We start from the raw sequence: 26967 nt of genomic DNA on the forward strand, positions 1-26967 counted from the left end.
AGGTTGACAATAAATGCAGTGACTTTATCATGTTTGGCACGTTGAGCGGAAGATGTACACCACAGAATAAGCAAGGGGAAAAAGTGAATACTAGTCGGCAGTGGACTCTTAGTGAAATTACTACAATTTATGAACAATCTTTTAATGATCTAATTCATGAGGCACACTGTGTTCATAAGGAAAATCACCCTCAAAATGTCGTGCAACTTGCAAAACTATTAAGCATTAAGACAGGGGCATGCCCAGAAGATTGCGGCTATTGCTCACAAAGCGGTCATCATAAAACCCATGTGGAAAAAGAAAAATTGATGTCTGTTGAACAAGTACTAGCCAAAGCACAAGAAGCTAAAGAAAATGGGGCAAAACGCTTCTGCATGGGGGCAGCCTGGCGGTGTCCCCCTGATAAGGTAATGCCTCAGCTGCAAGAAATGATTGCCGGGGTAAAGGAAATGGGATTAGAAACCTGCATGACCTTAGGGATGCTCACTTCCGACCAAGCCAAAACACTGAAAGATGCAGGACTGGATTACTATAATCACAATATTGATACCTCACCCAGCTATTACAATAAAGTAGCAACAACCAGAACTTTTAACGATCGATTACAAACAATAGAGCATGTGCGTCAAGCTGGTATCGGTGTATGTTGCGGTGGTATTTTAGGTTTAGGAGAAACCCGCGAGGATAGAATAGAATTCTTACTCACCTTAGCCAATATGGAAACACCTCCTGAAAGTGTTCCTATCAATCGCTTAATCCCAGTTGAAGGTACTCCTCTGGCCAACTCTCCCCAGGTCGAAGGAATAGAATTAGTCCGAACCATTGCAACAGCACGAATTTTAATGCCTAAAAGTGTAATTCGCTTGACCGCAGGTAGAACCGAAATGAGTGATGAGCTACAAGCTCTGTGTTATTTTGCCGGCGCAAACTCCATTTTTATTGGTAATAAATTGTTAACGGAAGACAATCCTAAACAAGATAAAGATTATCAACTGTTTCAAAAATTAGGTTTAAAGGCATTTGAAGAAGCATGATAGGGGAAATACTGGTCAATTACTCCAAGCAACTTCAAGCAAAGGGGCTTCACCGTCAGCGGCAATTATTGACAAGTAGTTCTGAGAATTTATTAAATTTCAGCTCAAATGATTATTTATCACTTACTCAAGACGAGCGTATCAAAAAAGCTTTTCAGCAAGGATTTAATAATTACCCCTGCGGTAGTGGTGGTTCCATGGTTGTTTGTGGTTACCATCCTACCCATAAAGCATTGGAAATAGCTTTTTCACGAGCTTTAGAAACAGATGATGCTTTATTATTTTCGTCTGGATATACCGCCAATTTGGGTGTCGTTTCATTACTTGCTCGCATAGGAATCCATCTTTATATTGATAAAGGGATCCATGCTTCTTTCTACGATGGTATACAACTTAATGATGCTCATTACACTCGCTTTTTACACAATGACCTAAACGACTTGCAACTTAAATTACCCCATTCTAGCACAAACCCAATCATTCTTACCGAAGGGGTGTTTAGTATGAGCGGTGAGGTAGCTCCTTTATCAGATATGATGTCTATATGTAATGGCACTCAGGCTAAAATTATTGTTGATGAAGCCCATGCTTTTGGTGTTTTCGGCCCACAGGGCATGGGGGCTGTCCCTTATTATCAATTAACTCAAAATGAGATACCCCTGCGTATTATTCCTTTCGGAAAGGCTTTTGGTTGTCAAGGAGCTATAGTCGTAGGCCAAGATATTTGGATTGATGCTTTATTACAATCTGCAAGATCACATATTTATTCAACAGCTGTCAGTCCTGCGATTGCCCACGGCTTACTAGAGACCTTAACTGTGATCAAAGAGTCCAACGATAGAAGAGATAAACTTTTTCAGTTAATAGATTATTTTCATAAAGCAATAGCATTATCGCCATTAAAATGGCGTCATTCTATAACCCCTATTCAGCAATTGCAGTTGGCTTGTCCTCATAAGGCCTTAAACTATACTGAGCAATTAAAGAGGCGGGGAATTTTTTGTCAAGCAATGCGCGAGCCCACGGTGAGCAAAAAAAACACAGGTCTTCGGGTCATTTTAAATTATCATCATGAACCTGAAGATATTGATATTTTATTTTCCGAGTTGCATCAAATTTATGAATCTGAATATTAAGGTAAGAGGGCAGGGTAAAGCGCTCGTATTTTTACATGGATGGGGCTTTGATCACAAAGTATGGCTTAACTTAGTTGATGCTCTCGAGCAAAAATATACACTCTATTTGGTCGACCTTCCAGGATTTGGACTTAGTCCACTGATGGATTGGCCACATTTTAAAACCGATCTACTGAAACACTTACCCGCGCATTTTGCAGTAGTTGGCTGGTCTATGGGCGGGTTGTTTGCTTCACGATTAGCCCTTGAAATACCAGAGCGAACCACTCATTTATTTAATGTAGCATCGTCACCGCGATTCATTAAAGAAGAGAACTGGCCCGGGGTTGAGCCATTGGTTTTTGATAATTTCCTAAGAAATCTGGTCACTAATCCGCAACAAACTATTTCTGAATTTGTTGGATTACAATTACAAAATCAAAATTATGAATATCGCGATCAAATATTACCTGATCCAGTCAGTTTAGAAGCTGGTTTAACAATTCTTGCTGATTGGGATCTGCGAGAACAGTTATACCACTTTAAAAAACCAACGACTTATTTATTTGGTCGGCTTGATGCAATTACTCCTAGAGCAACCATGGCTGTAATGCAAAAAAATTACCCCTCTTTTAATTACATTATGTTTTCTAAAGCGGCACATATGCCTTTCTTGTCTCATAAGGAAGAGTTTTTAACCATTTTAGAGAGTTTGTTAAAATGAAACCTTTTTTTATTACAGGCACCGATACCGATTGCGGAAAAACGTATGTAACTTGCCAATTGCTTGATTATTTAAAAAATTTTGAGAAGAAAATCTTGGCTATTAAGCCTGTTGCAAGTGGCTGCATTGAGATAAACGGGCAGTTACTCAGCGAAGATGTAAACCATTTGCAACAATATAATTTAAACTCAGACTACACTGTTAACTGTTGGCAATTTCGCTCCCCTATATCACCTCATCTTGCAGCAAAAGAAGAGGGTTGTTCTCTGTCTGTAAAAGAAATTGCGGCATTTTGTCAGCATGAACAATATAAAAATCTCGATTGTCTTCTTATTGAAGGGGCGGGAGGATTGTTAGTTCCATTGAACGAGGAGGAAACTTGGCTAGACTTTCTGAGATTAACCAGAATCCCAACTATCCTGGTGGTCGGCATGAAACTAGGTTGCATTAACCATGCGTTACTAACTGCATCAGTGCTCCAAAACCATAAAATCCCTTATGTGGGTTGGGTGGCTAATTGCCTTGATAAAAATATGCTGGTTTTAAATGAGAACATTACCACACTATCACAAAAAATGCCTATGCCATTACTTGCCACAGTACCTTTTCAAGGGAAACTTATACCCCATTCTTCCTTTTATGGGGTAATAAACTGAGTAAAGTTCAGGATCTAATAACAAGCTGTCTATTAAATCTTTGGTTACATGGAGTTACGTCGTTGAATCTCCTCTCGTACCGCAGTCATGTTTTGATAATGATCTTTTTGCTCTTGAGACCAAAATTGAAACATGTTCCATCTTGTTGGTTCATCTTTAATGTTGACCTCAGACTGAAGTGAGTGCTGTGCTTTGGGGTAGAGGACTTCTTGAAAATAGACATCACCAAAAACTTCAAAAAAGAGCTCAACATGTTCTTGATTTAATTTTTTCAAATAATTCACTAATTTATTGACTTGCGAATCTTTAGGGATTATTTCGGAAACAGATTTAACCTTACCATTTGTTTGTAAATCAATTATTAACGCACCATGAATAGAAAATAAATTGTTCATTTGATAAAAGTAATCAAAATTAATTGCATTATTTTCATACTCGTCTTTCGTCTCTTCCTTTTTGTACGCATCTAAAGCAGATTGAAAATCCTCTGGAGTCATCTTTCCTTCTATAATTAGATAACGAGCATGCTGAGTTAAGGCAGATATAATTTCTTGTTCATAGCCAGGTGAGGCAGTTTGAATTTTGTCGAGGTTAGTAAGAATTTCCTCAATATTTTGAGAGAATTCTTGATAGGCAGGATAGAATCGATCTTCAAGAGGACAAGCATCCCTACTAATTTTATTAGCTCGAAGGTCGGAGTCTTTTTCAAATTGTAATTTATCTAGCGTCCCCTTAATGCTTTTCAATGTAGCGGGTAAATTCTTGTTAGTTTGGACTAAGTTAAAGTAAACCTCTCTCGCTAAGACGAAAGCATTAATTTGCAGCGCCCAATTCCCTCGACTAACTCCTCCAGGTAAATTAGCTGGGACATTCATGGGGTTGTAAAAAACATAGCCTCTATCATCATAACGATAAAAATTTTCAATTTCTCTATACTGCATATCGGCAAACGTTGTTAAAGATTTAATTGCTTTGGTCACGGTATAAAGGGTAACTTTTTTTGTGCTTTTTTGCTCTGAAGTCACTTGATCTGATACTATTTTCATTCGCATATAGATATTGCCATAAATTGATAAAATGGTTCTAATTTTAAACAACTTGTTGATGTACGTCAAATTCTATGTCTTATAACTAATGGAGTAGGGGATTATTACCATCTCACATAATGAATAATAAAAATTCTTCTTCCTATTACTTAACTTGTGCGTAGAACCAAAGATGATATTTAATTAATCAAGTTGACTTAATGGATAACTTTTTGGCATTATGGTAACAGGTGATCATTTAATAAGTACTTTTGCTTTATTATGAATTTAGTCAATTAATAAAAGTCCCCTTCGCGATTGGTTAAAACGACATAATGCATTGTTCAGAATCATCTTGTTAGCTATAATTCAATACTATTTCTAAAAAAGCTAAAAAATAGCGTGAATGGTCAATTTATGGAGATTAGTTGATGCCAATTTATGAATATGAATGTAAAAATTGCCATCATCATTTCGATTTGATGCAAAAAATTAGTGATGCGCCAACAAAACAATGCCCAAAGTGTTTTGAGAATGCTGCCGTACGTCTAGTTTCTGCAGCTGGCTTCCAATTAAAAGGCACAGGGTGGTACGTCACTGACTTTAAGAATAAAGAAAATAAAACAGGTACAAAAACAGCAGAAGCCAAACCTGCAGATTCAACCTCTGCCAAACCAGAAAAAAAAGGTGATAAAGATTGAAATCTAAAGTTTTTCGCCGCTACCTCTTTGCAGGTTTGGTAGTTTGGTTACCCATTGTTGTGACTTTTATTGTCTTGCGTTTTATTGTTGAGATGCTTGATAAGACGATGTCATTGCTCCCTAACGCCTATCATCCTGATAAGTTATTGGGTTTCCATGTTCCAGGCTTAGGGGTGATTCTTTCCCTTGTCATTATCTTGGTGACAGGACTTATTGCAACGAATTATTTGGGGCAGCGCTTGGTTAATTTGGGAGAAAAGATACTCGCCAAAATCCCCTTGGTTCGCTCAATCTACAATGCAGTCAAGCAGGTTATTAATGCATTATTTGCAACAAATAGCCAAGCCTTTCGCAAAGTCTTATTAATAGAATACCCACGAAAGGGGATATGGAGTATTGCTTTCCTGACAGGTAATACAAATGGTTCAGTGATTTCAGAGCATACTGGTGAAGAGATGCTTTCGCTTTTTGTACCGACAACACCTAATCCCACATCGGGTTTCTTGATGATGATTTCTAAACAAGAGGCCATTGAAGTTCCAATGACAGTGGATGAGGCATTGAAATTTATCATTTCACTTGGAGTTATGCAGCCAGTAACTACAACTCCAGAATTCAAAAATTTAATTATCTAAAACAGGCGGCCTTATGAGATCACATTACTGCACTAGTATTCATGAATCAATGATTGGACAATCAGTTAATGTTTGTGGTTGGGTTCATAATCGCCGAGATCATGGTGGTGTTATCTTTTTAGATATCCGTGATCGCTCAGGATTAGTACAAGTTGTTTATGAACCTGAGTTTGCCACTGTATTTGCTATTGCTGAAAAATTGCGACATGAGTATGTAGTACAAATAACCGGTACAGTTCGGAATCGCCCAGAGGGAATGATCAACGACAAAATGGCCACAGGCCGCATTGAGGTCCTTGGCACAGAGCTAGTGATACTAAACCAATCTAAAACTCCACCATTTTTACCAGATGAACATCAAACCATTAATGAAGATTTACGTTATCGCTATCGCTACTTGGATTTAAGACGTCCTGACATGCAATACAATTTGTCACTTCGTCATAATTTAATCAGGTCTATACGAGAATATCTAAATTCACAAGGATTTCTTGATATCGAAACCCCCATGCTCACAAAAGCAACGCCAGAAGGCGCAAGAGACTATTTAGTACCTTCACGGGTTCATCCTGGACAGTTTTATGCGCTGCCTCAATCTCCTCAGTTATTCAAGCAATTGTTGATGATGTCAGGCTTCGACAAATATTATCAAGTTGTACGCTGCTTTAGAGATGAGGATTTGCGTGCAGATAGGCAACCTGAGTTTACTCAGCTTGATATTGAAATGAGTTTTATTAACGAAACGCACATTCAACATCTTATTGAAGGCATGTTAAAGAAGGTTTTCAAAGAAATTTTACAAGTTGAATTACCTGAGAAACTACCCAAAATGACCTATGCTGAAGCCATGCGTCGCTTTGGTAGCGATAAGCCGGATTTACGTATTCCTTTGGAGTTAGTCGATGTTGCTGACTTAGTGAAAGATTGTGACTTTAACGTGTTTGCCACAGCAGCTGCTAATCCTGAGGGAAGGGTTGTAGCTCTAAAACTGCCTAATGGGTGTGCATTAAGTCGCAAGGCACTGGATGATTATGGTCTTTTTGTAGGTATCTACGGCGCTAAAGGCTTGGCTTACATTAAAGTTAACGATATCGATCAAGGCATGCAGGGCTTACAATCCCCAATTCTTAAATTCCTTTCCGAAGATTGTGTCCGTGCCATTCTTGAGCGTGTTGAAGCTAAAACAGGCGATGTCATTTTCTTTGGTGCAGCACATGCACAAATCGTCAATGAGTCGATGGGAGCCTTAAGAGTAAAATTAGGGCATGATAACAATTTGGTAGAGAAGGGCTGGCGTTTATTATGGGTTGTCAATTGGCCAATGTTTGAAATAGATATTAAAACAAAACAATTACAGTCAATGCACCATCCATTTACATCACCGCAAGAATTATCGGCTGAAGCTTTAAGGCAAAACCCAACCGAAACCCTTGCCAGAGCTTATGACATCGTTATTAACGGCTATGAAATTGGTGGTGGTTCCATTCGTATCCATCAACCCAAATTACAACAGACCGTATTTGATTTATTGGGTATTGGTGAGCAGGAAGCCAATGAGAAATTTGGATTTTTACTAGATGCGTTGGAGTATGGTTGTCCCCCCCATGGAGGCATTGCATTAGGTATTGACCGATTAGCAATGCTGTTAACTTATTCCAGCTCAATTCGTGATGTTATTGCGTTCCCCAAAACACAGTCTGCATCTTGTCTTTTGACTAATGCACCCACGTCTGTTGGTAATACGCAGCTTAATGAGTTAGGTATTCGTCTTGCACCCACAGCAACAAAATAAACACTCTAAAGCCAGTATACTCTCAGTGAGATACTGGTATTTTCTCCTTGGTTTGGTTATTGCCTGGCTTCCATTAAGCTTAGGCTTTGCCAAAACTCCAGATAGTGCTGCCAATCGGCTAATAGAATATCTTGTTCAAGAAAAAATTAAATTAACTCTTGCTATCAATGAAATAAAATTAACAGCATCCCCCGTTGATGAGGTGGCTTATCTCAAACTAAGACAAGAAAACGATGCGATGGCCGCACTTAATCATGCCAGAATTACCAGCCTCGAAAGTTTTCTAGCTAATCAGAAACAGTTGCAACAGGATTTTATACAACGATTAAAGCGTCTACAGCAAACCCCTTTATCGCAATCAACTCAAAATAACTCTCAAGAACGAATTGGTAAAATTAATACACTCAATGATGTCAATAAAAAGACTATTGAATTAATCAATGAAGATTTAGCATTAGCAAATCGTTATCAGGATGCTTTGACTCAACAAAAACAGCAATTAGACTTATGGCATTCCAAAGCCCTGATGCAAGAGCAATTACAAAAGCTACGCAGTCAAGAAGATAAATTCCATAAATCACTCGACCGCTTATATGAAAATACCATCAAGTTGCAGCAAGAAATTAAATCAGACAGTGGGTTTCCTTCGATATATATTGCCGAAGCCAGATTACTTTTAAATAACCAGGTTATTAATTTAACTCAATATAAAATTTCTGAGCTGGACTTACAAAAAAAACTGGTTAAAGCTGATTACTTATTACTAAAAGATCCTAATATAAGAACACTGCAAAAGATTACCGAAACTTATAGAGATGCCATCAGCCAATTATCGGAGATGGAACTGTCTCTTAAGAAAATGGTCCTAATGCTAACTGAAGAGCAAACACACTTGCCTAATGAGAATTTAAAACAGCAATTTACAGCACTTTTGCGAATAGTTAATGCAAGAATAGAGGGTATTGCAATCCAACAACAAACCTTGCAAGAGGACTTGGAAAATCATCAAGAAGAATTAAAAAAACAACTATCTGTAAGGCAAAGTTTGTCAGAGTATCGCCTGGATAGCTGGCCGGTTATTTTTGAACAATTAATTCATATTCCTACACAATTTTATAATTATCTAAAGTCATTGACATTAAAAGTTAAGGATAACTATCTATGGCAAGACTTCTTCCCTGCGACCCTGCTTTGGGGAATACTGGGAATTATCATCCTTAGTGCTTATGGTTTGCACAAGTTACTAAAACGATTGACTCATGATAAAGAACGGTCTCGATTGTCAGGTCACCTCTATGACGGTGCTTTAGTTTTATTAAGTCGCAATATTCCTCATATAGCTATGATGGCGTCTATTCTGATATTGCTCTATTCCAACCATATTCTTTTTTCTAATTACCAATTACTTTTAAATTTAGTTTTTGTCTGGCTCATCTTCCGAGTTCTCATTTTAATAGCTCGTCTTGTTTTACTTGAGAGGGTAAGTGACTCATCAGGCACTGATGTTCGTTTATATTATCGTCTTAAATGGCTGTTATTAGCTGGAGGCTGGACTACAGCACTAATGGTAATTAGCCACCTACTACCACTATCAATGCTTCTGCAAGACATTTTTAATCGTTTATTCATGCTATTTTTGCTGGCGGTATCTATTGTTGGCTGGAAAAGTAAAGAGGTTATTACTCATTTATTACATCCCTTACTGAAAACAAAAAAGCGTTATTTCCGCAACGCGGTCATGCTATTAGTCGTATTAATTCCATTAACTTTATTTACCACAGCGATTATTGGTCAAATTGGCTATATTAATTTGGCATGGACGATGAGTCGCTATGAAGTTCAAATTTTACTTATTATTACAAGTTACGTGTTGACGCGAGGGTTGCTTGTTGACGCTTTAGAGCTCTTATCCGAATGGATGATTTCCTCTATGCGTAATGGCTGGCTGTGGATCGAGGTTTTCTTAAAGCCCCTGGATAAAATTTTCCGTGTTTTACTACTAATTTTTAGCTTGTTCGTTTTAGGTCAACTGTTTGGTTTGCATTCAGATTCAGCAGTTATCACCAACCTTCTAACATTTGGTGAGTATCCTTTGGTCAATATATCGGGGGTTTATATAACCTCGATTAGTATTATTGAGTTTCTCATCTTGCTTTCAGTGTTTATCTGGGCGGCCAAGTGGACAAGAGAATTTGGTTATCGCTGGCTTTATCGTGACGTGAGAGATGCAGGTATTCGCAATAGCTTATCAGTATTTACACAATATGCCGTTATTTTAATTGGTGGTTTTATAACCTTACGCGTTTTAGGCTTAGATTTCAGTGGCATGTCAATGGTTATAGGTGGACTTGCTGTAGGCATGGGATTTGGTCTACGTGACTTTGCTTCTAACGTTGTTGGCGGACTCATGTTACTAATCGAACGCCCCGTGAGAGTAGGGGATTTAATTACCCTAGGTAACTATGAAGGGCGAGTTGCTCATATTGGTATTCGCTCTATGCGCGTATCGTCATGGGACAACATGGAAGTATTGATCCCAAATGCTGAAACCTTTAATAAACCATTTACGAATTGGACTCACCAAGACAGTATTGTTCGAACTGTAGTTCCCATTAAGGTAAGTCGTGCTGATGATCCAGTGATGATTCAACAAATAATTTTTGATGTGTTGGCGATTATTCCTGAGATTGTCGCTGATCCTCCGCCCCAGGTATTTTTAAAACAAATTGATGACGCACTTATCGAATTTGAGATACGTTACTTTATCAATGTGCAATTGTATACGCGCTTCGAAATCCGCTCAAAAGTATTATTTGCTATTACTGCGCAGTTTAAAGCAGCGGGAGTGAAAGCTCCTATTCCTCCTATCAGTGTAGAATTGAAAGAGAATGAATATGGCTCAATTATTGCCCAAAAAGCAATTGAAGAATGAATCTGAACTTTTAGAGCGCTGTGCCATCATTGAGGGTTTAAGTTTTTTACAATTAGCAGCTTTATTACAAATCAATATTCCCGAAAACTCCAAACGTAAAGGCTGGACAGGACTTGCAATAGAACTCGCACTTGGAACTACAGCAGGAACCAAGTCTCTTCCTGACTTCTCAGATCTTGGAATTGAGCTAAAAACTTTACCACTCAATAATCATGGCAAATCAGCCGAATCCACCTTTGTTACCAGTATTCCTTTGCTTACCATTCATCAACAACAATGGCTAACTTCACAATGCTACGCTAAATTAAAGCGAGTACTTTGGATACCTATTGAGGGCGCTCGAGAAATTCCCTTTGAGCAACGCCGAATAGGGCGTGGTTTTTTATGGTCTCCATCTGAAGCCGACGAACGCATTCTTGCGAATGATTGGCAGGAGTTGGTCTTCATGATAAGTAGTGGCCGTTTAGAAGAAATTAATGCAAAATTTGGTCAATATTTACAAGTCCGGCCTAAAGCAGCAAACGCTAAATCTCTCTGTTATGGTTTTGACGAAGAAGGGAATAAGGTTTTAACACTTCCTCGTGGATTTTATTTGCGCAGCAATTTTACAACACAAATTATGCACTCCTCAAAAGTTTAATGCTTTTTGCAAATAATTAGCCTCTGATTCTTAAACCCACGCATTAGTGTCGAACAAGTTCATTACTTTGAGTGCTATTTGGTTTTTTGAATAGCAACCGAATTTATCACGTAAATTTTCAAAGTGCCTTTCAATAGTGCGTCGCGATATATTAAGCAATTTAGCTGTTTCATCCGAGGTTTTACCTCGGATGTACCAGAATAATATTTCTTTTTCACGAGGAGTAAGCTGGATTTTAGTCTCTGAGGGGTAAAAATCCGTAGAAAGCGCTTGATTAACTAGATCTTTTTGCTTCAAAGAGACATTAAATAAATCAATAAACTCTGAAAGCTGTGTTTCTAGAATGTGGCTTTTCTGTAGGTCTTCACGAATGAAAGTAATCCTGTCCTCAAAATAATTATTAAATTTTTTAAAGGTTTCCAAATTATTTAAGTACATGTGATTAATATCATTTTTTTCGATTGGCGCATCAAAAGAAAATAGCTTCACAGTTTGGTTTTCATCAACTTTCAATATCCGAAATGAATGACCATAATCAAAGCGATTAAGCATTTGAAAAACCGGTAAACTATGTTGTTTATATTCTTCCTGATAAACATCAATAATATAGAAACCCGTCTTGGGATAGGTTTTAAGGATGCTTAAAGGAGCGGTATTGACCAATTGACTATCAATACATTCCTCTAAATATTTACCATCACTACCAAGCCAAAAAAATTGGCCGTTATCGTTCATCTCAACATAGCTGAAATGATTTACTCCAGTGATTCTAAACAGTTCTTTACAAGTCTGATTAATGAAACTCGTATAATTTACGAACTCTTGAGGGTTCATAGTAGTATCAGCTTTAGTCTCTTTTAAAAACATGAGTAAGGCAAATCAAATAAGTGAAACTGCTCAATAATTTAACATGTTGTAGATCAATTATCAACCATTACTTCTAAAATGTAATTCTTTCAGTTATCTAACTTTGCATTCATAGTAAAAACCTTTAAAGTAGATGCTAGAATTTTTCTTCTATAATCAAGGGAGTTAGCTATGAACAAAAAAATTGGACTTTTTAGTCTCTCTTTCATTGTTTTTATAAATGCTTATGCAGCACCACCAACCGCCCAATTATCAGGTTCTACCGATCAACAGATACAACAATTAAATACGCAAATACAAACTCAATTAAAACAACTGCAAGCACAGCAACAGCAGCAAATTAATAACTTAAGCACCCAACTTCAAACACAAATGAAGCAGATGCAAACTCAGCTACAGCAACAAATTCAAACAGTAAACTCGCAAACTCAGAATCAAATGAAACAAATACAAAATGATCTTCAACAACAAATCAAACAAGTACAACAGCAAGCTGTTCAATCAAAAGGCTAAACCAATAAACACAAATGAGTTTTTTTGCAAACTCATTTGTCCCCTCTATGAATATGATTTGCTGAAGCCTGTACAGTAGGCATAATAGTCATTTCAGCGATATCCATATGTCCAGGCCTCGTAGCACAATAATAAGCAGCATCAGCAATATCTGCCGCTAATAAAGGATTGAAGTCTTGATAAAATGCCTTTGCCTTTTCCTTATTTCCCCACCTTACTTCGCTAAACTCTGTTTCCACTGCCCCTGGAGCAATTTCGGTAATTCGAATGGGTGTACCCAATAAATCTAAACGCATTGATTTTGTTATCGCCCTAACAGCATGTTTGGTAGCACAATATACATTTCCAGCCGGATAACACTCCTGACCAGCAATAGAACCAATATTTATGATATGCCCTTGATTACGCTGTATCATGCCTGGCAATAAAGTGCGGCTTACGTACAATAATCCTTTAACATTGGTATCAATCATCGTGTCCCAGTTTTCAAATGAACCTTTCTGAATAGGGTCACTTGATAAGGCAAGTCCCGCATTGTTAATTAATACATGAATAAATTGCCATTCCCCAGGAAGGGAGCCTAAAGTCGATTCAACATTTTCCCTAACTCTAACGTCGAGTTGCAGGGGCAAGCTGGTTGTACCATACAAAGATTTTAATTCTTTTGCCAGAGACTCAATACGATCCTGTCTACGGGCACAGAGAATCAATTTTGCTCCGTTTGATGCAAAAAGCCGAGCACATGCCTCACCAATGCCACTTGATGCACCAGTAATCAAGACTATTTTGTTGGTCATGTTCTGCATTTTGTATCAAGTCCTTACTTTTTTAAGAAAAGCTTACGGTACTAAATTAGCGCAGAAAGCGCAATTGTCAGTGATGTTCATAATTTAATCTATAATATAGTTGTAGTGTTCTCATAGCGACTAATCCATATGAAAACTGTTGATGAGGAATCCGTAAAAGCTATTTGTGGCGAAAGCAAGGAGGTTGTTGTCTATGGCTTTGGTAATTTTAATTATTTAGAAATATGCGAGGCTATCAATGCCCTTTCTGGTATGAAAGCCTATAATTCAGAAGATTATGATTACAGTATGGAGGTTTTTGATAAAAGACAAACTATGGGGCAGTATGATCATTTTAAATATCTTCTAAATGCCTTAGTGCTGGAGAATTATAAGAAACAACAGAATGGTCAACCAATAACTCCCTTATTTTTTGTTGTAGGCTTGGATAAAAAGTCCTATGATCTCGCCAGAATTTCCGCAAGAGCACCAGATCCTTTTGAAAAAGGAGTTACATTAACAGAACTACGGAGGTGTTATAAGCTTGCCCACGAATTTGGCGATAAATTAAACGAGGTAGCCCAACAAACGTTTAAATTTGTCAAAGCAACTTCAACACCCAATGGTTATGTGTTAGAGGTTGTCGATCCTTTCTGGGAAGAAAAAGAGTGGCAACAACAATGGACAACACGAAAACAAAGTACTAAAAGCTTACCTGGTAGTGTGAATAAAAATAATTTCTGGCGAGAAAATTACAGAAATCTTATTGATAAGGCAACAACTAAAGAAGAAGAGAATGAAACATTGGATCAAAACCAATCAGACCAAACAAATCCTTAAAACTCACTACTGCAAACCAAATAAATTTATTCAGATTTGCTGAATTCACGTTACGTAATCTTTATATCATGTGTCTTGTTCATTTAGATAGCTGAGCAGAACTCTTGCTTCAAATAATACAAATTTTTGCTAATCATAAACTAAAGTGATTGTACTTATAGCTAGCCAAATTACTTTGATGTGTGCTTTGGCTAGCTATAATCTAGTTACATTACAGATTCATATTGATTAATTATATCTGTTTCCTGTTTTAAATTATTCGTGTCAGGCTCAGTGGTGAATATCCCTAATTTGGTAGCTGCAGCTCTATAATGCAGGCGCTCCTTTTGATATTGTACGCATACGTCTCGCTGTACAGCAGTAGGCATCATTCCAACGGCACCATAGGTCTTCACATTCCCAGTAGGCTCTTTATTTGCAGGATATTTCTTTACAGTAGCAATAGCCTCATTAAGATCTTTAATAAATTTATCTTCAAACCCCTCCACTAGCGTGTGTACATGAGTCATGCATAAATGAAATCCGGGGGGATTTTGTAATAAATTTAACTTCCAGCCACGAGCATCTAACTCATCAGCAATCAGATGTGGGTTTAACGAATCACTACGAAATCCCAATACTGACCATTTTGGATCACCATACACATAGATATCACCAGGTTTAATGTTTTTTTGTTGGCTTAATCCAGCTACTTTTGTTTGTAAACTTTGACGTAATTTTATAATGTTTTCAGCAATTTCTTGATATTTTTGTCGTCCATAGTAAGACAAGGTGGCATAGATCTCAGCAACACGTGCACCACTGGTTGAACCATCTAGAATCCCGGGCGTAGCATATAACCCTCCACACCAGTTCAATGCCGCATAAACTGACAACGCAGGGGAGTCTTTACTAAATAAACAAACCGATGTTCCTTTGGGGCAATAACCGTACTTATGCAGATCAGCCGAAATAGATGTTACACCAGGTACACGAAAATCCATTGGATTACCATCTGTATCCAAGTAAGCTGTTAAAAAACCACCTAGACAAGCATCAACGTGGAAAGGAATCTTTTTTTGCTGCGCTAATTTTCCAAGCTCACCAATCGGATCATTAATTCCATTCATAAATGATGGTGCAGACCCTACCATGACAGCGGTATTACCAGAGAGATATTTACTCATTGTAGCAGCACTAACAGCGCCTGTCTTAGGATCAACAGGCACCGTTACTAATACTGCACCAGTAAGTTCTGCTGCTTTTTTAAATGCTGCATGAGCCGTTTCTGGCACCACAATTTCAGGGTGTTCAATACCTCTGGCACGAGCTTCAATCACATAGGCTGCCATTGCTTCAATGATACTCGTCGTTCCACCGTGAGTTATGAGGCCATATCCTTCTTTTGATCCATGAAACAACTCTTGGCACCACTGTATCACTTCGGCTTGCATAGCATTGATACGAGGCCATTTATCATGCATAGGATTACTTAAAGCCGTTTCACCATAGACTTCTTTGAGTAACTCCGTAAGTTCCTTAGGATGAACAGCATAAAGTGCCCCTGAATCCTGGCCATCACCTTGATTTACCCTAAACTTTCTAGCTTTATCCCCATCCTTTAATGCCTGGAAATCAAAACTACAATCTTTTATATCAATACCAAACTCATTTAAAATCTCGATGATAGGGCGGCCTTTTTCAGGCATCTTATCCAGAAGTGACATTTCTTTTCGTTGCTCAGCCAATTTTTTTCGAGTGGACTCAAGTTCTTTATCGAGTTTTTTCTCCAAATATTGCTGGACAGACGGTAAATTTTTAGCCATCTCATAGACTACATCAAGAATACGTTGCTGAGAGGTCTTGCTGTGACGTGCACGGTAAGACCGAGCTATCCAAGGATTGTGATATTGATTGTAAAGAAAATAAAGTGCTGCGGTAGCTAAAACAATTTGGTGGGCTGGAGTGTCTTGCAAAATATCATCAAATGTTCCAACAGCATTAGATAACAGTTCTACAATTGCACTAAACATAATTCATATATCCTTATCGTTATAAAATGCGTTATAGTAATTATTTTTAGTCATTGATACTACAATTCTCCCTATTCATTTTTAATTTCCTGATAGGGGAAGAAGGAAAGACTGATGTGTACCTTAAATAATAAAGTAGCATTGATCACTGGGTCTTCTCGAGGCATAGGTGCGTCTATTGCCAAACACTTGGCTGGCGCTGGCGCCTCTGTAGTAATTAATTATGCCAGTAATAGTTCTGCAGCCACTACGGTTGTTAATGAAATTAAAGCAGCTAAAGGTAGGGCTATAGCCGTCAAAGCTGACGTTGGCAGTTCAGCTGATATAACTAAATTATTCGATGCAGCAATTGATGAATACGGTAAATTGGATATTTTAATTAATAATGCAGGGATTGTTCTTTATAAACAAATCAAGGACACTAGCGAAGAAGAGTTTGATAAGCTTTTACGCATTAATTTGAAGGGCGTTTTCTTTGCTCTTAAAGAAGCAGCAACTCGTTTAGCTGATAGGGGCAGCATTCTTAATATCTCCTCAACCGTTACACGATTGTTAATGCCAACTTATGGTGGTTACTCAGCAAGTAAAGTAGCTGTTGAACAACTTACTCGCGTGTTTGCCAAAGAAGTAGGGGAGAGAGGCATTCGTGTTAATACCATTCTTCCAGGGGCTACTAATACCGAGCTTTTTACCGAAGGTAAAACACCTGAAATGATACAAAAGCTGGCCGGGCTTAGCGCATTTAATCGTATTGGAGAACCTGAAGATATTGCCAAAGCAGCTCTTTTTTTAGTCAGTGACGAAGCAGGCTGGATAACTGCACAAACGATTGGTGTGAATGGAGGTATTGCCTAGTTGGGAGTCATGCTAACGGTGACCTTAAACAGCTTATTCACTAAAAAACGAATTATAAATGCTAAGATAGGTCCCATCCTTTTCCATATCATTTAAGACATTATTAATTTGAGCAATTAAGTCATCACGACCTAACTGAGTCATTATTCCGTAACCTTCACCTATAGGATATACCTCACCCAGTAATCTATATACCCCTGAATCATTAGACATCCAATAAATAGCCTGAGGGGGGTTGGTAATAATTGCATCGACCTTTTGAGCACTCAGCGCATCAAACATTTGAGCAGAAGTTCGAAAAGTTTGTAGCTGCACAGTATTTCCAAATTGTTGTACTACCAAATCTTCTGTGGGGGAATTTAAGTATATGCCGATTTTTTGGTTCTTCAAATCCTCAACATCTTGAAATGGAGCATTATGATGGGTTATATACTGTACATGACTTTCCTTATAAGGAAGGCTAAATAAGAATTGTTCCCTTCTTTCTGGTGTTATAATAATTGCTGCAATTGCTAAATCTACTTCACCATTCTCAACTAATTTAAAAAGTTCATCGAAATACACCCCCTTAAAAGTACAGGTCGCTTTGAGTCGTTTACAAATTTCCTCCATTAGGGCAATATCAAAACCAATAAATTGGCCACTTTCTTTATTGGTAATTATTTCAAAAGGGGCATTGTCGAAGATAGTACCAATCCGAAGGTTCATAGAGTGGGTATTACTATACCAAGGGAGAATTAAAAAGAATAAATACAAATAGGTTTTGATTTTTTTCATTTTAAATCCCAATCAGGTGGACGCTTAAAGTATGGCTCGGCTCATTCAAAATCTCAAATTTGTTGTTTCATTTCTACAAACATTCTGCTCAAGCTACAGAAATTAGAGATAGTACCTAGGATTTAAGCTATGCTAGCTAATCCAATTAATGATCTGGAAAGTTCATTTTTATAGTCTTTTCAGGGGTATCTAGAAGAAAGGACAATTCATAATATTACAGGAGTTCTAAATGCCGTCTTCAACAATCTATGAAATCGTTCTCCCTTCTGTGCCACTCAAAGTAAGAGTAGAAGACCTCACGCCAGATGGTAAACTATTAGACAACCAACTGCTAACTCAAGTCATTGAGAAAATTGAAAGTAGTAAAAACTCATCCACGAAGACATTAAAAAAAGCACCTTTTGCACAAAGATTTAAAAAGAATGAATTAAACACTCCCTACGATATTATTGCTTTTGATGAAAATTATTACGCCATCTATTATGGAGCCAAACGAAACACTCATTTGGGCATAGGGGGCTTCGGTTATGTAAAATTAGTACAAAATATTAAAACAGGTGTATGGGCTGTTTTAAAACTGGCAGTTCCAGATAAAGAGCACAATGAATACCTTGTGCTGCAAAAAGTTGACTTGGCTTTGGGTTATCTTGAGCGAAAAGTGCTTAAAGATAATTCATTTATTGAAAATCAGAAAAAACAACATGCCAGTGGTTCTGGTACTTGGTGGTCAGCTTATCAAGCTAATCTCTTAATGGAACTTGCCGACGGAATTTCATTGGCTGATCTATCGACAGGCAACTACGTTTTATCTGCTAATAAATGGATTGAAATCATCCTGCAAGTATTAAAAGAATATAAAAAAGTAAAGGACTTAGGTATCGTCCATAAGGATCTTAAGCTAGGAAATATTTTTTACTGTTTCATCAAAAATAAAGCAACTATCATTGACTTTGGCGCATCTCGAAAAAAACGATCTTTTTTAAATACTAAAAGAGAAGAAATAATATACTCCATAGGGTATACGGCTCCTGAAATAGAGCAAAAAGGCCATTACAGTGAGGAAACAGACATTTATGCACTGGGCGCAACTTTTTTTATTTATTAAGCTTAAGCGATCCCTCATTATGTCCTATTAAAGATCGAGATCTTTACCTGAAGCTTCGTTCTTATTGTTTCTCTAGAATGGCTAATAAAAATCCCAAGATCCGACCTACCCCAGAGGAAGCGATACAATTTTTTGAAACAATACAACATTCCCTGTCAAATATATTGCCAAAACCTCCCAGAAAAATTGCTCTATTCTCTGTTAATGAATATTTACATTATATTCAAGAAATAAAGAATTGTGATGAAGACAACACTCCCATCGTCAAAGAATCTGATAACCACTCTTCACAAGAAGAAAAAAAGTTATGCCATCACCACGAAGTGGTTTTTATTTCGTAAATTTTTTATCCTCTGCTTTCACATTTGTTAGTTCTTATTTTTACCCAACTAGTAAGACAGCACCTGACGAAACTCTTGATAAAAGTGCGGAGGAAACAGTTTCCTCACCCAAACATAAGGAAGCTAAAAAAAGATATGACCTATCTTTTATATCCACTTTAAAACTATTTGACGAAGTATGGTTTATTGATACCTCCAAGAGAACTTCAAAAGAATACATCCAATTACGCCGGAGATTAGAAGAAGAAAGAATTGTAGTAGGGCAACGATACTTCCTGACTGAGAATGAAAATTTAAATGAGGTAGTGCCTGCTGTCTTGGAGAAACTTAGCAGGGAAAACCCAAACAAGCTTAATAAGTATTTCCTGGTAACAGCACAAACAGAAATACAACTGTCACCAGAGATATGCCCCATTACATTACAACCAGAACAAGACGACACATCTTATCTAAAAACCATAGAAGCTTATGCGACCCTCGATATTGAAAGGGAATATCAAAGTATAAGGGCTTCATTATCCACGTTAGCTAATCAATATGATGCAGTAAAAAATACTATAGAAGACTTGGATAAGTATTTTTCAGAGAGAAAACTGTCTTTAGAATATCTCAAAGAAAGCTTAAAACAACTTAGAAAAAAATCACCCACTTATGAAGAGAATACTTCATTAGAATCACCAAGTCTTTCTAATATTATGTTTTTTTCCAAGTTATCACCTCGTAAATCCCAGCTTCGCCAAGCCATTAAACAAATTGATGCACATATCGATGAATGGGTAGATTCTTATCAAATGTAATTATCAAGATGCCCCGTATTAACTAAGCTTAATACGGGCTCGACTTGAAACATGACCATTCATTTTTTCCTCTCAAAGGCTCCAGTCCATTTAATTTGTCCTTGATGGATCTGGTAAGTTGTTTCAATATGAATAGCGTGCAAGAAATCTATATCATGAGAAATCACGACCAAAGCACCCGGGTAACTTTTTAATACCTGAATGACATGTTCTCTTGTCTCTAAATCCAAGTTATTAGTCATTTCATCCATAATGAGTAATGTAGGTGGCGATGCTGCAATACAACATAAAGAAAGTCTTGCCATTTCTCCACCCGAAAGGTACTTAATTTGAGTTTCGACCTCTTCATTTTTTCGGAATAAAAAGTCATTGAGATGTTTTCGAAGCTCAATGTTTGTCGCATGAGACATGTTCGATGACACCATTTCCAATACGGTTTTATCGGCATGAAGATTTTGGTAATGTTGATCTAAATACCCTATGTTTGCACGATTTGGCAACACCCAATATCCCGTTTTTTTCAAACTGTCATGAGCTAAAATGGCTTTGACAAACGTGGATTTGCCAGAACCATTGTCACCGCATATTGCAACCCTTTCCAATGAACGCATGTGGAAATCAATATTACGTAAAATTACAGTTCCATCATCAAAGCTAACAGAAGCATCCTTGATGGTAATCACTGTTTTTTGAGTAGGGCAGGGTGTCATTTGAAATTTGGGTTGAATAATTTCGGGTTGATAAATCGCAGACATCTGGTTAATTAGCTCTTGTTTTTCCTCGCGAATTTGATTTAAACGCCTATCGCCTGTTTTAGCGGCGTTGCCTAGTTTTGTTTGTGAACGGATGGTTGGCCATTTGCGTTGAGCAATACTTTTTTCTCCTCGTATGCGCATACGTTTATTTCTTTCTTGCTCTCTCATCAAAGCAAGATGAGTTTCTCTCTTTTGTTGCTGCAATTGCCCAAGCTCCTGTTCTATAGAAGCAGCCTTATGCGCCAGAACACGTTGGTAATCATCATAATTTCCATTAAAAACATGCAATCTTCCATGCTGAATATGCCAAATTGTATCCACCATATTATCCAATAACTCCAGATCATGAGTCACAAGGATTAACGTTCCTCTGTAATGACGAAGGTGGTTTATTAAAGATCGTCGATTGGTTTTGTCTAAATGATTAGTGGGCTCATCAAGCAATAAGAGGTTTGGGGCTTTGCAAAGTGCCTCTGTAAGCACACGGTTTAAACGCTCCCCACCACTCAATGTCTCAAAAGCATGAATTGCTTGAGGCAGATAGCCGATGCATATGTCATCAGGTAACGTTACGCTTCCTTCGTAGACATCCCATGTTCCGAATATGATTTTAAGCAACGTTGATTTACCTGCACCATTACGACCAATAATTGCAATACGGCTACCGTACAGAATTTGTCCGCTAAAGTCAGAGAAGCACTGTCTATTTGGAAAGGAAAGACCGACATCTTTAAATCGGATAGGCTTATGCATGATATTACACCTTAAGTATTGATAGGGCAGTTTAAAAACATTTACCCAGTCTTGCCGGGTCTACTTAAGCTGTAATTTCCATCGGATTTCAAAGCCTCAATTTGAAAATACAATTAATTGTTCATGATACGGCAACATAGAATAAAAATCAAACAGATTGAATCTTTAACAAAGCTGATAAGTCATGTTTGTTATAGAGTACATCAGCCACGGTGTAGCGCTTTAAAATCTCTATAAACGTTGCCTGGGCCAATATGCCTCAGGAACAATACAGCAATTAGCTTTTTTCTTTATTAAAGCACGGGACTAAATCAAAATTAGGTTCCTGAAAAACTGTCTTTCAATATGTCATTAGCAGGAACAGGAACTGGACTCGCCCCTTTAAGCCCCATTATCAAGAGCGCTCTAAATCAAAATCATCAAGGGAGGATTACATTAGTTCATGGCGGCTTAATTGATGAAGATATTTATTATCGAGAGGAGCTTGAAATGCTCTCGCTGATGTTCAACACATTTTTCTTTAAGCCTTGTGTGATAAAAAGCCAAGGGCTTTTTCCTGAGGCCTTTATAGAAAAATATGCATTAACGTATTTGCAGGAGCCGATGCAAACGAAAGTTTATGTCTGTGGGCCTAAAGAGATGACCAACAAATTAAAAACTCAAATTTTCCTTGCAGGAGTTTCCTCGAAAAACATATTTAGCGACATTTTTTTATGAATAATAATTTATTCATACTTTCAGATTTGGTAGGGAGGTAGGGAGCCAATAAATTTGTCCTGATTTTTTTTCAAAATTACTTATATTTTCGAGTGTTGTTGTAGCAATGCTCAGTACAGCTTCTTGTGTAAAAAAACCTTGATGGCCAGTAATCAATACATTCGGAAATGTGAGAAGTCTACAAAATACATCGTCGTTAATAATTTCAGAGGAATGATTTTCAAAAAATAATGGCTCTTCTTCTTCGTATACGTCAATTCCAAGGTAACCTAACCTCTTGCACTTCAATGCATCAATAACTGCTTTTGTATCAAGGAGTTTTCCTCGGCCGGTATTGATAAGCATAGCTCCTTGTTTCATTAGCTCTAAAGCATGACAATCGATCATATGGAATGTTTTGTCGTTTAATGGACAATTTAGGCTAACAATATCCGAATTTTCCAATAACGTGTTCAAGTCAACGTAGCTTACACCAAGTTTAATACAATGTTCATTTTGTTGAGGGTCAAATGCAAGTAAGTGACAACCAAAACCATTAAGAATATTTACTAATGCTGTTCCTATTTGGCCCGTACCAATTATCCCTACAGTCTTTTGGTATAAGTTAAACCCCATTAATCCATTGAGAGAAAAATCACCTTCTCTTATTCTATTGTGGGCGTGTTGAATTTTTCTATTGAGGCACAAAATTAAGGCAATAGTATGCTCCGCGATTGCCTGCGGTGAATAAGATGGAACTCTACATACACTTATTCCTTGCTTTTGTGCATAAGCATAATCAATATGATTATATCCTGCAGAACGCAAAGCAATCAGCTGAACACCCCGCTCATAAAGTCCATCAATTACTTTGGCATTAATCGAATCATTAACAAAGCAACATACTACATCCGTTGGTGTAACAGCACCAATACTGTCCGAGTTTAAATGAAAATCAAAATAATTAATTTCATGTTGATGAAATTGATTTATTTTCTCAAAAATAGGTTGCTCATATTTTTGTGTGCTAAAAAAAGAAATTTTCATGATACCTTATAAATAAACAAGAGTGCTTTTTATTTTGAAACACAAACCACCTAACTTAGCTTGATTATAATGTAGGCTCTCTAAAATCCAATAAGATTTTCGAGAACTAACGGTTATAATTGAGAAATAATTAGGATTTTATGCGTTATTATTACAGGAGTTCACTATGAAAGTTATATTAGTTATTCTGTTTATTGCATTGAATACCCCCCTTATAGCGAGTGACTTAGGAAAGCAACTTATGAAATAACTTGTCAGACTTGTCACACTCCTAGGTTTGCTATAGGGATGCATGCTCCTGCAGCATTTAATAAAAAGGCATGGGCTGAGCGATTTAAAAAGGCAGCGATTGAATCTAAAAATAATCCAACTCAATTTAAAACGGCCATGGACTATTTATTATATAAAGCAAGTATTGGCAAAGGATTAATGCCTCATGGTGGCCTATGCAAAGAAGCAGATGTACCTCATAAAAATTGCTCTGACAAAGCTATAACAGAAGCCATTTATTATATGGCAGGTATTAAGTAATCTGTATTTTTTAAAAAAATAGGGGGGGATAGCTCCTATAACCCAATTTCAAAATATGATATGAAAAAATCTCAACTAAACTACTGATCCCCATTTTTAAAACTCAAATTTTTCTCGCAGAACCTGTTCAAAAAATATATTAACCATATTTTTTATGAATAATGGGTAAAACTACCCATACATTAACCATTCAAATTGAACTAAAATACGCCACTTTTAACATATATTGAACTGCTTCCAAAAGGATGGTAATTATGCTGTACACTATTGAAGTAAATCCAATCGATTTTTCATTAATTGATGAAGTAAAAAAACTTCCAGCCAATACAACATCTGTTGTATTCAAAGCCTCTATAATGGCTGATGGTAAATATTATACCTTGCAAAATAAATCAACCTATGAAATAGCAGAAGCATTTAAGAATTTACCTAAAACCGTGAGAAAAGTAGATTGTCGAAATAATGGACTGGGTAATCTAAATTTCTTTGCTTTAAAACACATTTTTTCCGCATTAAGTTGCTCAATTACCCATTTTAACCTGAGATCTAATCAACTTAACACCACCCTTAAACACCAAAACAGAGGGGATCTATCGTTGTTAGAAAGTCTACCTCCTTCAATTACTACACTTGACTTAAGTAACAATGATTTTGAGGCTGATTTCTTGCAATATGCTCTCATCTATCTCCATAGAAATGTAATCAATCTGAATTTATCTCATAATGAACTAGGTTATGAAGGGATAATCAAGATACTCGACTGGCTTAAACCAAAGTCAGTAAAACAGCTTGACCTTACTTACAATGACTTGAATATTCCTACAGACACTCAATGGATTTCTTTGTGGGAGAATCTACCTCCAAGCCTAGAGCAGCTAGTGTTGGGACATGAACCTTTGAGAACTATAACTTGTTCTATAAAACAAGAGAATGATAAACCCATCTTATCCCATCTTAAACATCTTGAGGCAGTTAATGTTAATCCATTTAGACAATTCGACCTTACGAAATGGATTCCTTGTCTGCCGCAAAACCTAATTAGTCTGAGCTTAAGGGATAGTCTAGATGATAATGCATCGCTCCAAACATTGTTCGAAGTACTTCCGCAGGGTTTGCAAGTATTGAGCATAGAAAGTAATGACTTAAGAAATTACTCCTCCTATGAACTAGAAATGGCTTTTTCGAGGATTAATCAGAATATTATCGAGATCAATTTGAACTATACTAATATTTTCTACGAAAGATCAGGCAAAAAAGTACAACAAATATTTTCGTCCCTTCAGCAATTAAAGACAATACATTTAAATGGGTTTGAATACTTATCCGCTAAGGATATCCAGCAACTAGATAATGTATTTCCTAATTTGCAAACACTGCATCTAGATGAGATGACACTAAAAAAGCTCAATGACGAAGAACTCAAGGCACTTCGCCAAGCATTTTCTCATGTTCCTAATATTGTTATTACAGCTTCACCTTCATCAACTGCTGATGCTAGAGACAAGCATGCTATGGGAAATTTGGCTAGACAATATGGATTTAAAACCTCAGTTGCAAGCCTTGTTGCGCTCACTTCATTTTTTATTGCATCCCACAAAATTAAAACCGTGGATCAAAAAGGCCAGAAACTTCTGACATCGGGCATGGATGAATTAGTTGAAGGCATTAAAAGCAACTTATAAAGTGTAGGACAGAGTCCCTAAGACAAATAACTGATGGGTAGTTCTACCCATCAATTGATGAAGCAAAAACAATATCCAATTGAGGAGTAGACAACCTCTTGAAAATGTAACGGCAAATTTGCATTTGTTTAATTATTGTCCAATAATATAACCATATTTATGAAGCCGAGTTTAAACATGTCCATTAATAAAATAGCTTCTGCTCTTTCTGAGCTGCCAGAAATTTGGAGTGAGAGAGTACATGAATATGATCTAGTTTTGGGGATCTTTGACGGATCAGGCTACAATCTGACTTTTATGAATGCAGGTGATCGAAACGTTAAACATCATCATGAAACTTATGATGCAAAACTCTGCTTTATTTCTGGTAGAGGTAAGGTTCTAATTGGGGATTATTTTCTAGAATTTAACGACGGGACTACAATTAACGTTCCTAAGAAAACCGTTCACCAGATAGTTTGTGAAACAGATACTCTAATGCTGACTATACAAAACCCCGCTACTACCTTTAGTGACAAGGGCTGGAAAGATATTGTATTTGACGAACCGCTATTTTAACAATGATGAATAATAAATCAGGTACTCTTTATCTCTCTTTTTGAGACAGCAAGCTGCCTTACGTGGCTGTTCTCTAACTAGACCATTAATGGACAGTTGGAACTCAACAAAACAGCTTTACAATTACGCATTACTCTATGTAGGATTCCCTTAATTTTTATATAAATTGGGGGGATAGACATGTCTTACAAAAAATCTGAAAGGACTGATAATTCTAAAAAAAATAAGGAGCTTGAATTATTACAGCTTGCACAGAGTGCCGTATCGAGAAGTTTAACTCCATATGAAACTAGCCAATTATTGCGAGGTATTGATAAAACCCATCTACAAAAATTTCGTTTATTTCTCTCTACTTAAGAAAGGAAACTTAATTGATGGAAGTTATGAAAAAACAGTAAAGGAATTCAAAGATAAATTTGATAATGAAATGATAGAAAAACATGAACGATCTGCCCATTATCTACAAAATCTATCCTATTGGACGAAATCATGAACAAGCTCAGTCAAGAAGAAAAAAGAGGGGCAGAAAATATAGAAGCTGCGTCCTATATATTCTAGAAGAACGATTTATTATATTACCCGACTACTTGTTTGTTGGTTATGACAAGTACTTATCTCTGAAATCTTGTACAAAGTATCCCACAGGGGAGTGCACCCTACAACCCACCATTTAAGTCTGATTATTTTGATAATCAGACTTAAATTAAAGTGTGGAGAATCTCGGGCGAAGTGCGACAACCCCTTTCTGACTGCCTTGATTACTGGTGTTGCAACTACCTTTATCTGTTAATAACTATAA

25 protein-coding genes and 3 pseudogenes are annotated in these 26967 nt (G+C 37.1%); 20 read left to right on the top strand and 8 right to left on the bottom strand.

Features of this window, described 5'->3' with window-relative positions:
- The first annotated feature begins 29 nt into the window (after nucleotides 1-29).
- Genes bioB through bioD form a run of 4 tightly spaced genes read left to right on the top strand, consistent with a single transcriptional unit; the run spans nucleotide 30 to nucleotide 3529 of the window.
- Nucleotides 30-1034, top strand: a complete 1005-nt coding sequence (gene bioB / locus Lbru_RS03705) for a biotin synthase BioB (RefSeq protein WP_083500808.1) — start codon at nucleotides 30-32, stop codon at nucleotides 1032-1034.
- Complete coding sequence (locus Lbru_RS03710; RefSeq protein ID WP_058440825.1) at nucleotides 1031-2170, top strand: aminotransferase class I/II-fold pyridoxal phosphate-dependent enzyme; 1140 nt, start codon at nucleotides 1031-1033, stop codon at nucleotides 2168-2170. Before bioB ends, Lbru_RS03710 begins: the two co-directional genes overlap by 4 nt.
- Nucleotides 2154-2873, top strand: coding sequence for an alpha/beta fold hydrolase (locus Lbru_RS03715; protein WP_058440826.1), 720 nt, complete (start codon nucleotides 2154-2156; stop codon nucleotides 2871-2873). The genes Lbru_RS03710 and Lbru_RS03715 overlap by 17 nt, the downstream gene beginning before the upstream one ends.
- On the top strand, nucleotides 2870-3529 hold the full coding sequence (gene bioD / locus Lbru_RS03720; RefSeq protein ID WP_058440827.1) for a dethiobiotin synthase: 660 nt from the start codon (nucleotides 2870-2872) through the stop codon (nucleotides 3527-3529). Before Lbru_RS03715 ends, bioD begins: the two co-directional genes overlap by 4 nt.
- Nucleotides 3530-3573: 44 nt before the next feature.
- Here bioD and Lbru_RS03725 read toward each other — a convergent pair whose 3' ends face one another.
- A complete protein-coding gene (locus Lbru_RS03725) occupies nucleotides 3574-4581 on the bottom strand; it encodes a hypothetical protein (RefSeq protein ID WP_058440828.1) in 1008 nt (335 codons plus the stop codon).
- A 404-nt stretch (nucleotides 4582-4985) separates the two neighbouring features.
- Between Lbru_RS03725 and Lbru_RS03730 the strand changes: the two genes are divergently transcribed.
- Genes Lbru_RS03730 through mutH form a run of 5 tightly spaced genes read left to right on the top strand, consistent with a single transcriptional unit; the run spans nucleotide 4986 to nucleotide 11254 of the window.
- The gene (locus tag Lbru_RS03730) at nucleotides 4986-5255 is read left to right on the top strand and encodes an FmdB family zinc ribbon protein (protein ID WP_058440829.1); all 270 of its coding nucleotides are present in this window, start codon (nucleotides 4986-4988) and stop codon (nucleotides 5253-5255) included.
- Complete coding sequence (locus Lbru_RS03735; protein ID WP_058440830.1) at nucleotides 5252-5890, top strand: DUF502 domain-containing protein; 639 nt, start codon at nucleotides 5252-5254, stop codon at nucleotides 5888-5890. The genes Lbru_RS03730 and Lbru_RS03735 overlap by 4 nt, the downstream gene beginning before the upstream one ends.
- Before the next feature lie 13 nt (nucleotides 5891-5903).
- Nucleotides 5904-7682, top strand: coding sequence for an aspartate--tRNA ligase (gene aspS, locus Lbru_RS03740; protein ID WP_058440831.1), 1779 nt, complete (start codon nucleotides 5904-5906; stop codon nucleotides 7680-7682).
- A complete protein-coding gene (locus tag Lbru_RS03745; RefSeq protein ID WP_058440832.1) occupies nucleotides 7660-10614 on the top strand; it encodes a mechanosensitive ion channel domain-containing protein in 2955 nt (984 codons plus the stop codon). The genes aspS and Lbru_RS03745 overlap by 23 nt, the downstream gene beginning before the upstream one ends.
- Nucleotides 10577-11254 carry a DNA mismatch repair endonuclease MutH gene (gene mutH, locus Lbru_RS03750; RefSeq protein WP_058440833.1) on the top strand — a complete coding sequence of 226 codons (678 nt, stop codon included), beginning with the start codon at nucleotides 10577-10579 and terminating at the stop codon, nucleotides 11252-11254. The genes Lbru_RS03745 and mutH overlap by 38 nt, the downstream gene beginning before the upstream one ends.
- A 30-nt stretch (nucleotides 11255-11284) precedes the next feature.
- On the opposite strand, the gene Lbru_RS03755 is transcribed toward mutH, so the two are convergent.
- The gene (locus Lbru_RS03755; protein WP_058440834.1) at nucleotides 11285-12121 is read right to left on the bottom strand and encodes a helix-turn-helix transcriptional regulator; all 837 of its coding nucleotides are present in this window, start codon (nucleotides 12119-12121) and stop codon (nucleotides 11285-11287) included.
- Between the two features lie 171 nt (nucleotides 12122-12292).
- Here Lbru_RS03755 and Lbru_RS03760 point away from each other — a divergent pair, with 171 nt between their 5' ends.
- Nucleotides 12293-12634: a hypothetical protein gene (locus tag Lbru_RS03760; protein ID WP_083500809.1), complete on the top strand. Its 342-nt coding sequence runs from the start codon at nucleotides 12293-12295 to the stop codon at nucleotides 12632-12634.
- Between the two features lie 32 nt (nucleotides 12635-12666).
- Here the strand turns inward: Lbru_RS03760 and Lbru_RS03765 are convergent, their stop codons facing one another.
- The gene (locus Lbru_RS03765; protein ID WP_058440835.1) at nucleotides 12667-13440 is read right to left on the bottom strand and encodes an SDR family NAD(P)-dependent oxidoreductase; all 774 of its coding nucleotides are present in this window, start codon (nucleotides 13438-13440) and stop codon (nucleotides 12667-12669) included.
- A 129-nt stretch (nucleotides 13441-13569) separates the two neighbouring features.
- Here Lbru_RS03765 and Lbru_RS03770 point away from each other — a divergent pair, with 129 nt between their 5' ends.
- Nucleotides 13570-14259, top strand: coding sequence for a hypothetical protein (locus Lbru_RS03770; RefSeq protein WP_058440836.1), 690 nt, complete (start codon nucleotides 13570-13572; stop codon nucleotides 14257-14259).
- A 206-nt stretch (nucleotides 14260-14465) separates the two neighbouring features.
- Here Lbru_RS03770 and Lbru_RS03775 read toward each other — a convergent pair whose 3' ends face one another.
- Nucleotides 14466-16271 carry a pyridoxal phosphate-dependent decarboxylase family protein gene (locus Lbru_RS03775; protein WP_058440837.1) on the bottom strand — a complete coding sequence of 602 codons (1806 nt, stop codon included), beginning with the start codon at nucleotides 16269-16271 and terminating at the stop codon, nucleotides 14466-14468.
- 114 nt (nucleotides 16272-16385) lie between these two features.
- Between Lbru_RS03775 and Lbru_RS03780 the strand changes: the two genes are divergently transcribed.
- Nucleotides 16386-17126, top strand: coding sequence for an SDR family oxidoreductase (locus tag Lbru_RS03780; protein WP_058440838.1), 741 nt, complete (start codon nucleotides 16386-16388; stop codon nucleotides 17124-17126).
- A gap of 33 nt (nucleotides 17127-17159) precedes the next feature.
- On the opposite strand, the gene Lbru_RS03785 is transcribed toward Lbru_RS03780, so the two are convergent.
- Nucleotides 17160-17903: a transporter substrate-binding domain-containing protein gene (locus Lbru_RS03785; protein ID WP_058440839.1), complete on the bottom strand. Its 744-nt coding sequence runs from the start codon at nucleotides 17901-17903 to the stop codon at nucleotides 17160-17162.
- Nucleotides 17904-18132: 229 nt separating this feature from the next.
- Here Lbru_RS03785 and Lbru_RS03790 point away from each other — a divergent pair, with 229 nt between their 5' ends.
- The 3 genes from Lbru_RS03790 (at nucleotide 18133) to Lbru_RS03800 (ending at nucleotide 20146) form a co-directional block, all read left to right on the top strand.
- A complete protein-coding gene (locus Lbru_RS03790) occupies nucleotides 18133-19008 on the top strand; it encodes a protein kinase domain-containing protein (RefSeq protein WP_058440840.1) in 876 nt (291 codons plus the stop codon).
- 77 nt (nucleotides 19009-19085) lie between these two features.
- Complete coding sequence (locus Lbru_RS03795) at nucleotides 19086-19349, top strand: hypothetical protein (protein WP_058440841.1); 264 nt, start codon at nucleotides 19086-19088, stop codon at nucleotides 19347-19349.
- Nucleotides 19316-20146: a hypothetical protein gene (locus Lbru_RS03800; protein ID WP_058440842.1), complete on the top strand. Its 831-nt coding sequence runs from the start codon at nucleotides 19316-19318 to the stop codon at nucleotides 20144-20146. The genes Lbru_RS03795 and Lbru_RS03800 overlap by 34 nt, the downstream gene beginning before the upstream one ends.
- Nucleotides 20147-20205: 59 nt before the next feature.
- On the opposite strand, the gene Lbru_RS03805 is transcribed toward Lbru_RS03800, so the two are convergent.
- Nucleotides 20206-21657, bottom strand: coding sequence for an ABC-F family ATP-binding cassette domain-containing protein (locus tag Lbru_RS03805; RefSeq protein ID WP_058440843.1), 1452 nt, complete (start codon nucleotides 21655-21657; stop codon nucleotides 20206-20208).
- 145 nt (nucleotides 21658-21802) lie between these two features.
- Nucleotides 21803-21979 (bottom strand): annotated as a pseudogene (locus Lbru_RS18000) (BadM/Rrf2 family transcriptional regulator); the annotation flags it as partial.
- Here Lbru_RS18000 and Lbru_RS03810 point away from each other — a divergent pair.
- Nucleotides 21979-22371, top strand: a pseudogene (locus Lbru_RS03810) (ferredoxin reductase domain-containing protein); the annotation flags it as partial. The pseudogenes Lbru_RS18000 and Lbru_RS03810 overlap by 1 nt on opposite strands.
- A 12-nt stretch (nucleotides 22372-22383) precedes the next feature.
- Here the strand turns inward: Lbru_RS03810 and Lbru_RS03815 are convergent.
- The gene (locus Lbru_RS03815) at nucleotides 22384-23397 is read right to left on the bottom strand and encodes a 2-hydroxyacid dehydrogenase (protein ID WP_058440844.1); all 1014 of its coding nucleotides are present in this window, start codon (nucleotides 23395-23397) and stop codon (nucleotides 22384-22386) included.
- A gap of 166 nt (nucleotides 23398-23563) precedes the next feature.
- Between Lbru_RS03815 and Lbru_RS03820 the strand changes: the two are divergent.
- The 4 genes and pseudogenes from Lbru_RS03820 to Lbru_RS17095 all read left to right on the top strand — a co-directional run bounded on the left by Lbru_RS03820 (nucleotide 23564) and on the right by Lbru_RS17095 (nucleotide 26525).
- Nucleotides 23564-23928, top strand: a pseudogene (locus Lbru_RS03820) (c-type cytochrome).
- Between the two features lie 254 nt (nucleotides 23929-24182).
- Nucleotides 24183-25610 (top strand): leucine-rich repeat domain-containing protein, encoded by a 1428-nt coding sequence (locus Lbru_RS03825; protein WP_058440845.1) that lies wholly within the window; start codon nucleotides 24183-24185, stop codon nucleotides 25608-25610.
- Nucleotides 25611-25787: 177 nt separating this feature from the next.
- Complete coding sequence (locus tag Lbru_RS03830) at nucleotides 25788-26168, top strand: cupin domain-containing protein (RefSeq protein ID WP_058440846.1); 381 nt, start codon at nucleotides 25788-25790, stop codon at nucleotides 26166-26168.
- Between the two features lie 180 nt (nucleotides 26169-26348).
- Nucleotides 26349-26525, top strand: coding sequence for a hypothetical protein (locus Lbru_RS17095; protein ID WP_157061483.1), 177 nt, complete (start codon nucleotides 26349-26351; stop codon nucleotides 26523-26525).
- Nucleotides 26526-26967: the final 442 nt, after the last annotated feature.

Source organism: Legionella brunensis, assembly GCF_001467025.1.
GTDB classification, from domain to species: Bacteria; Pseudomonadota; Gammaproteobacteria; order Legionellales; family Legionellaceae; genus Tatlockia; species Tatlockia brunensis.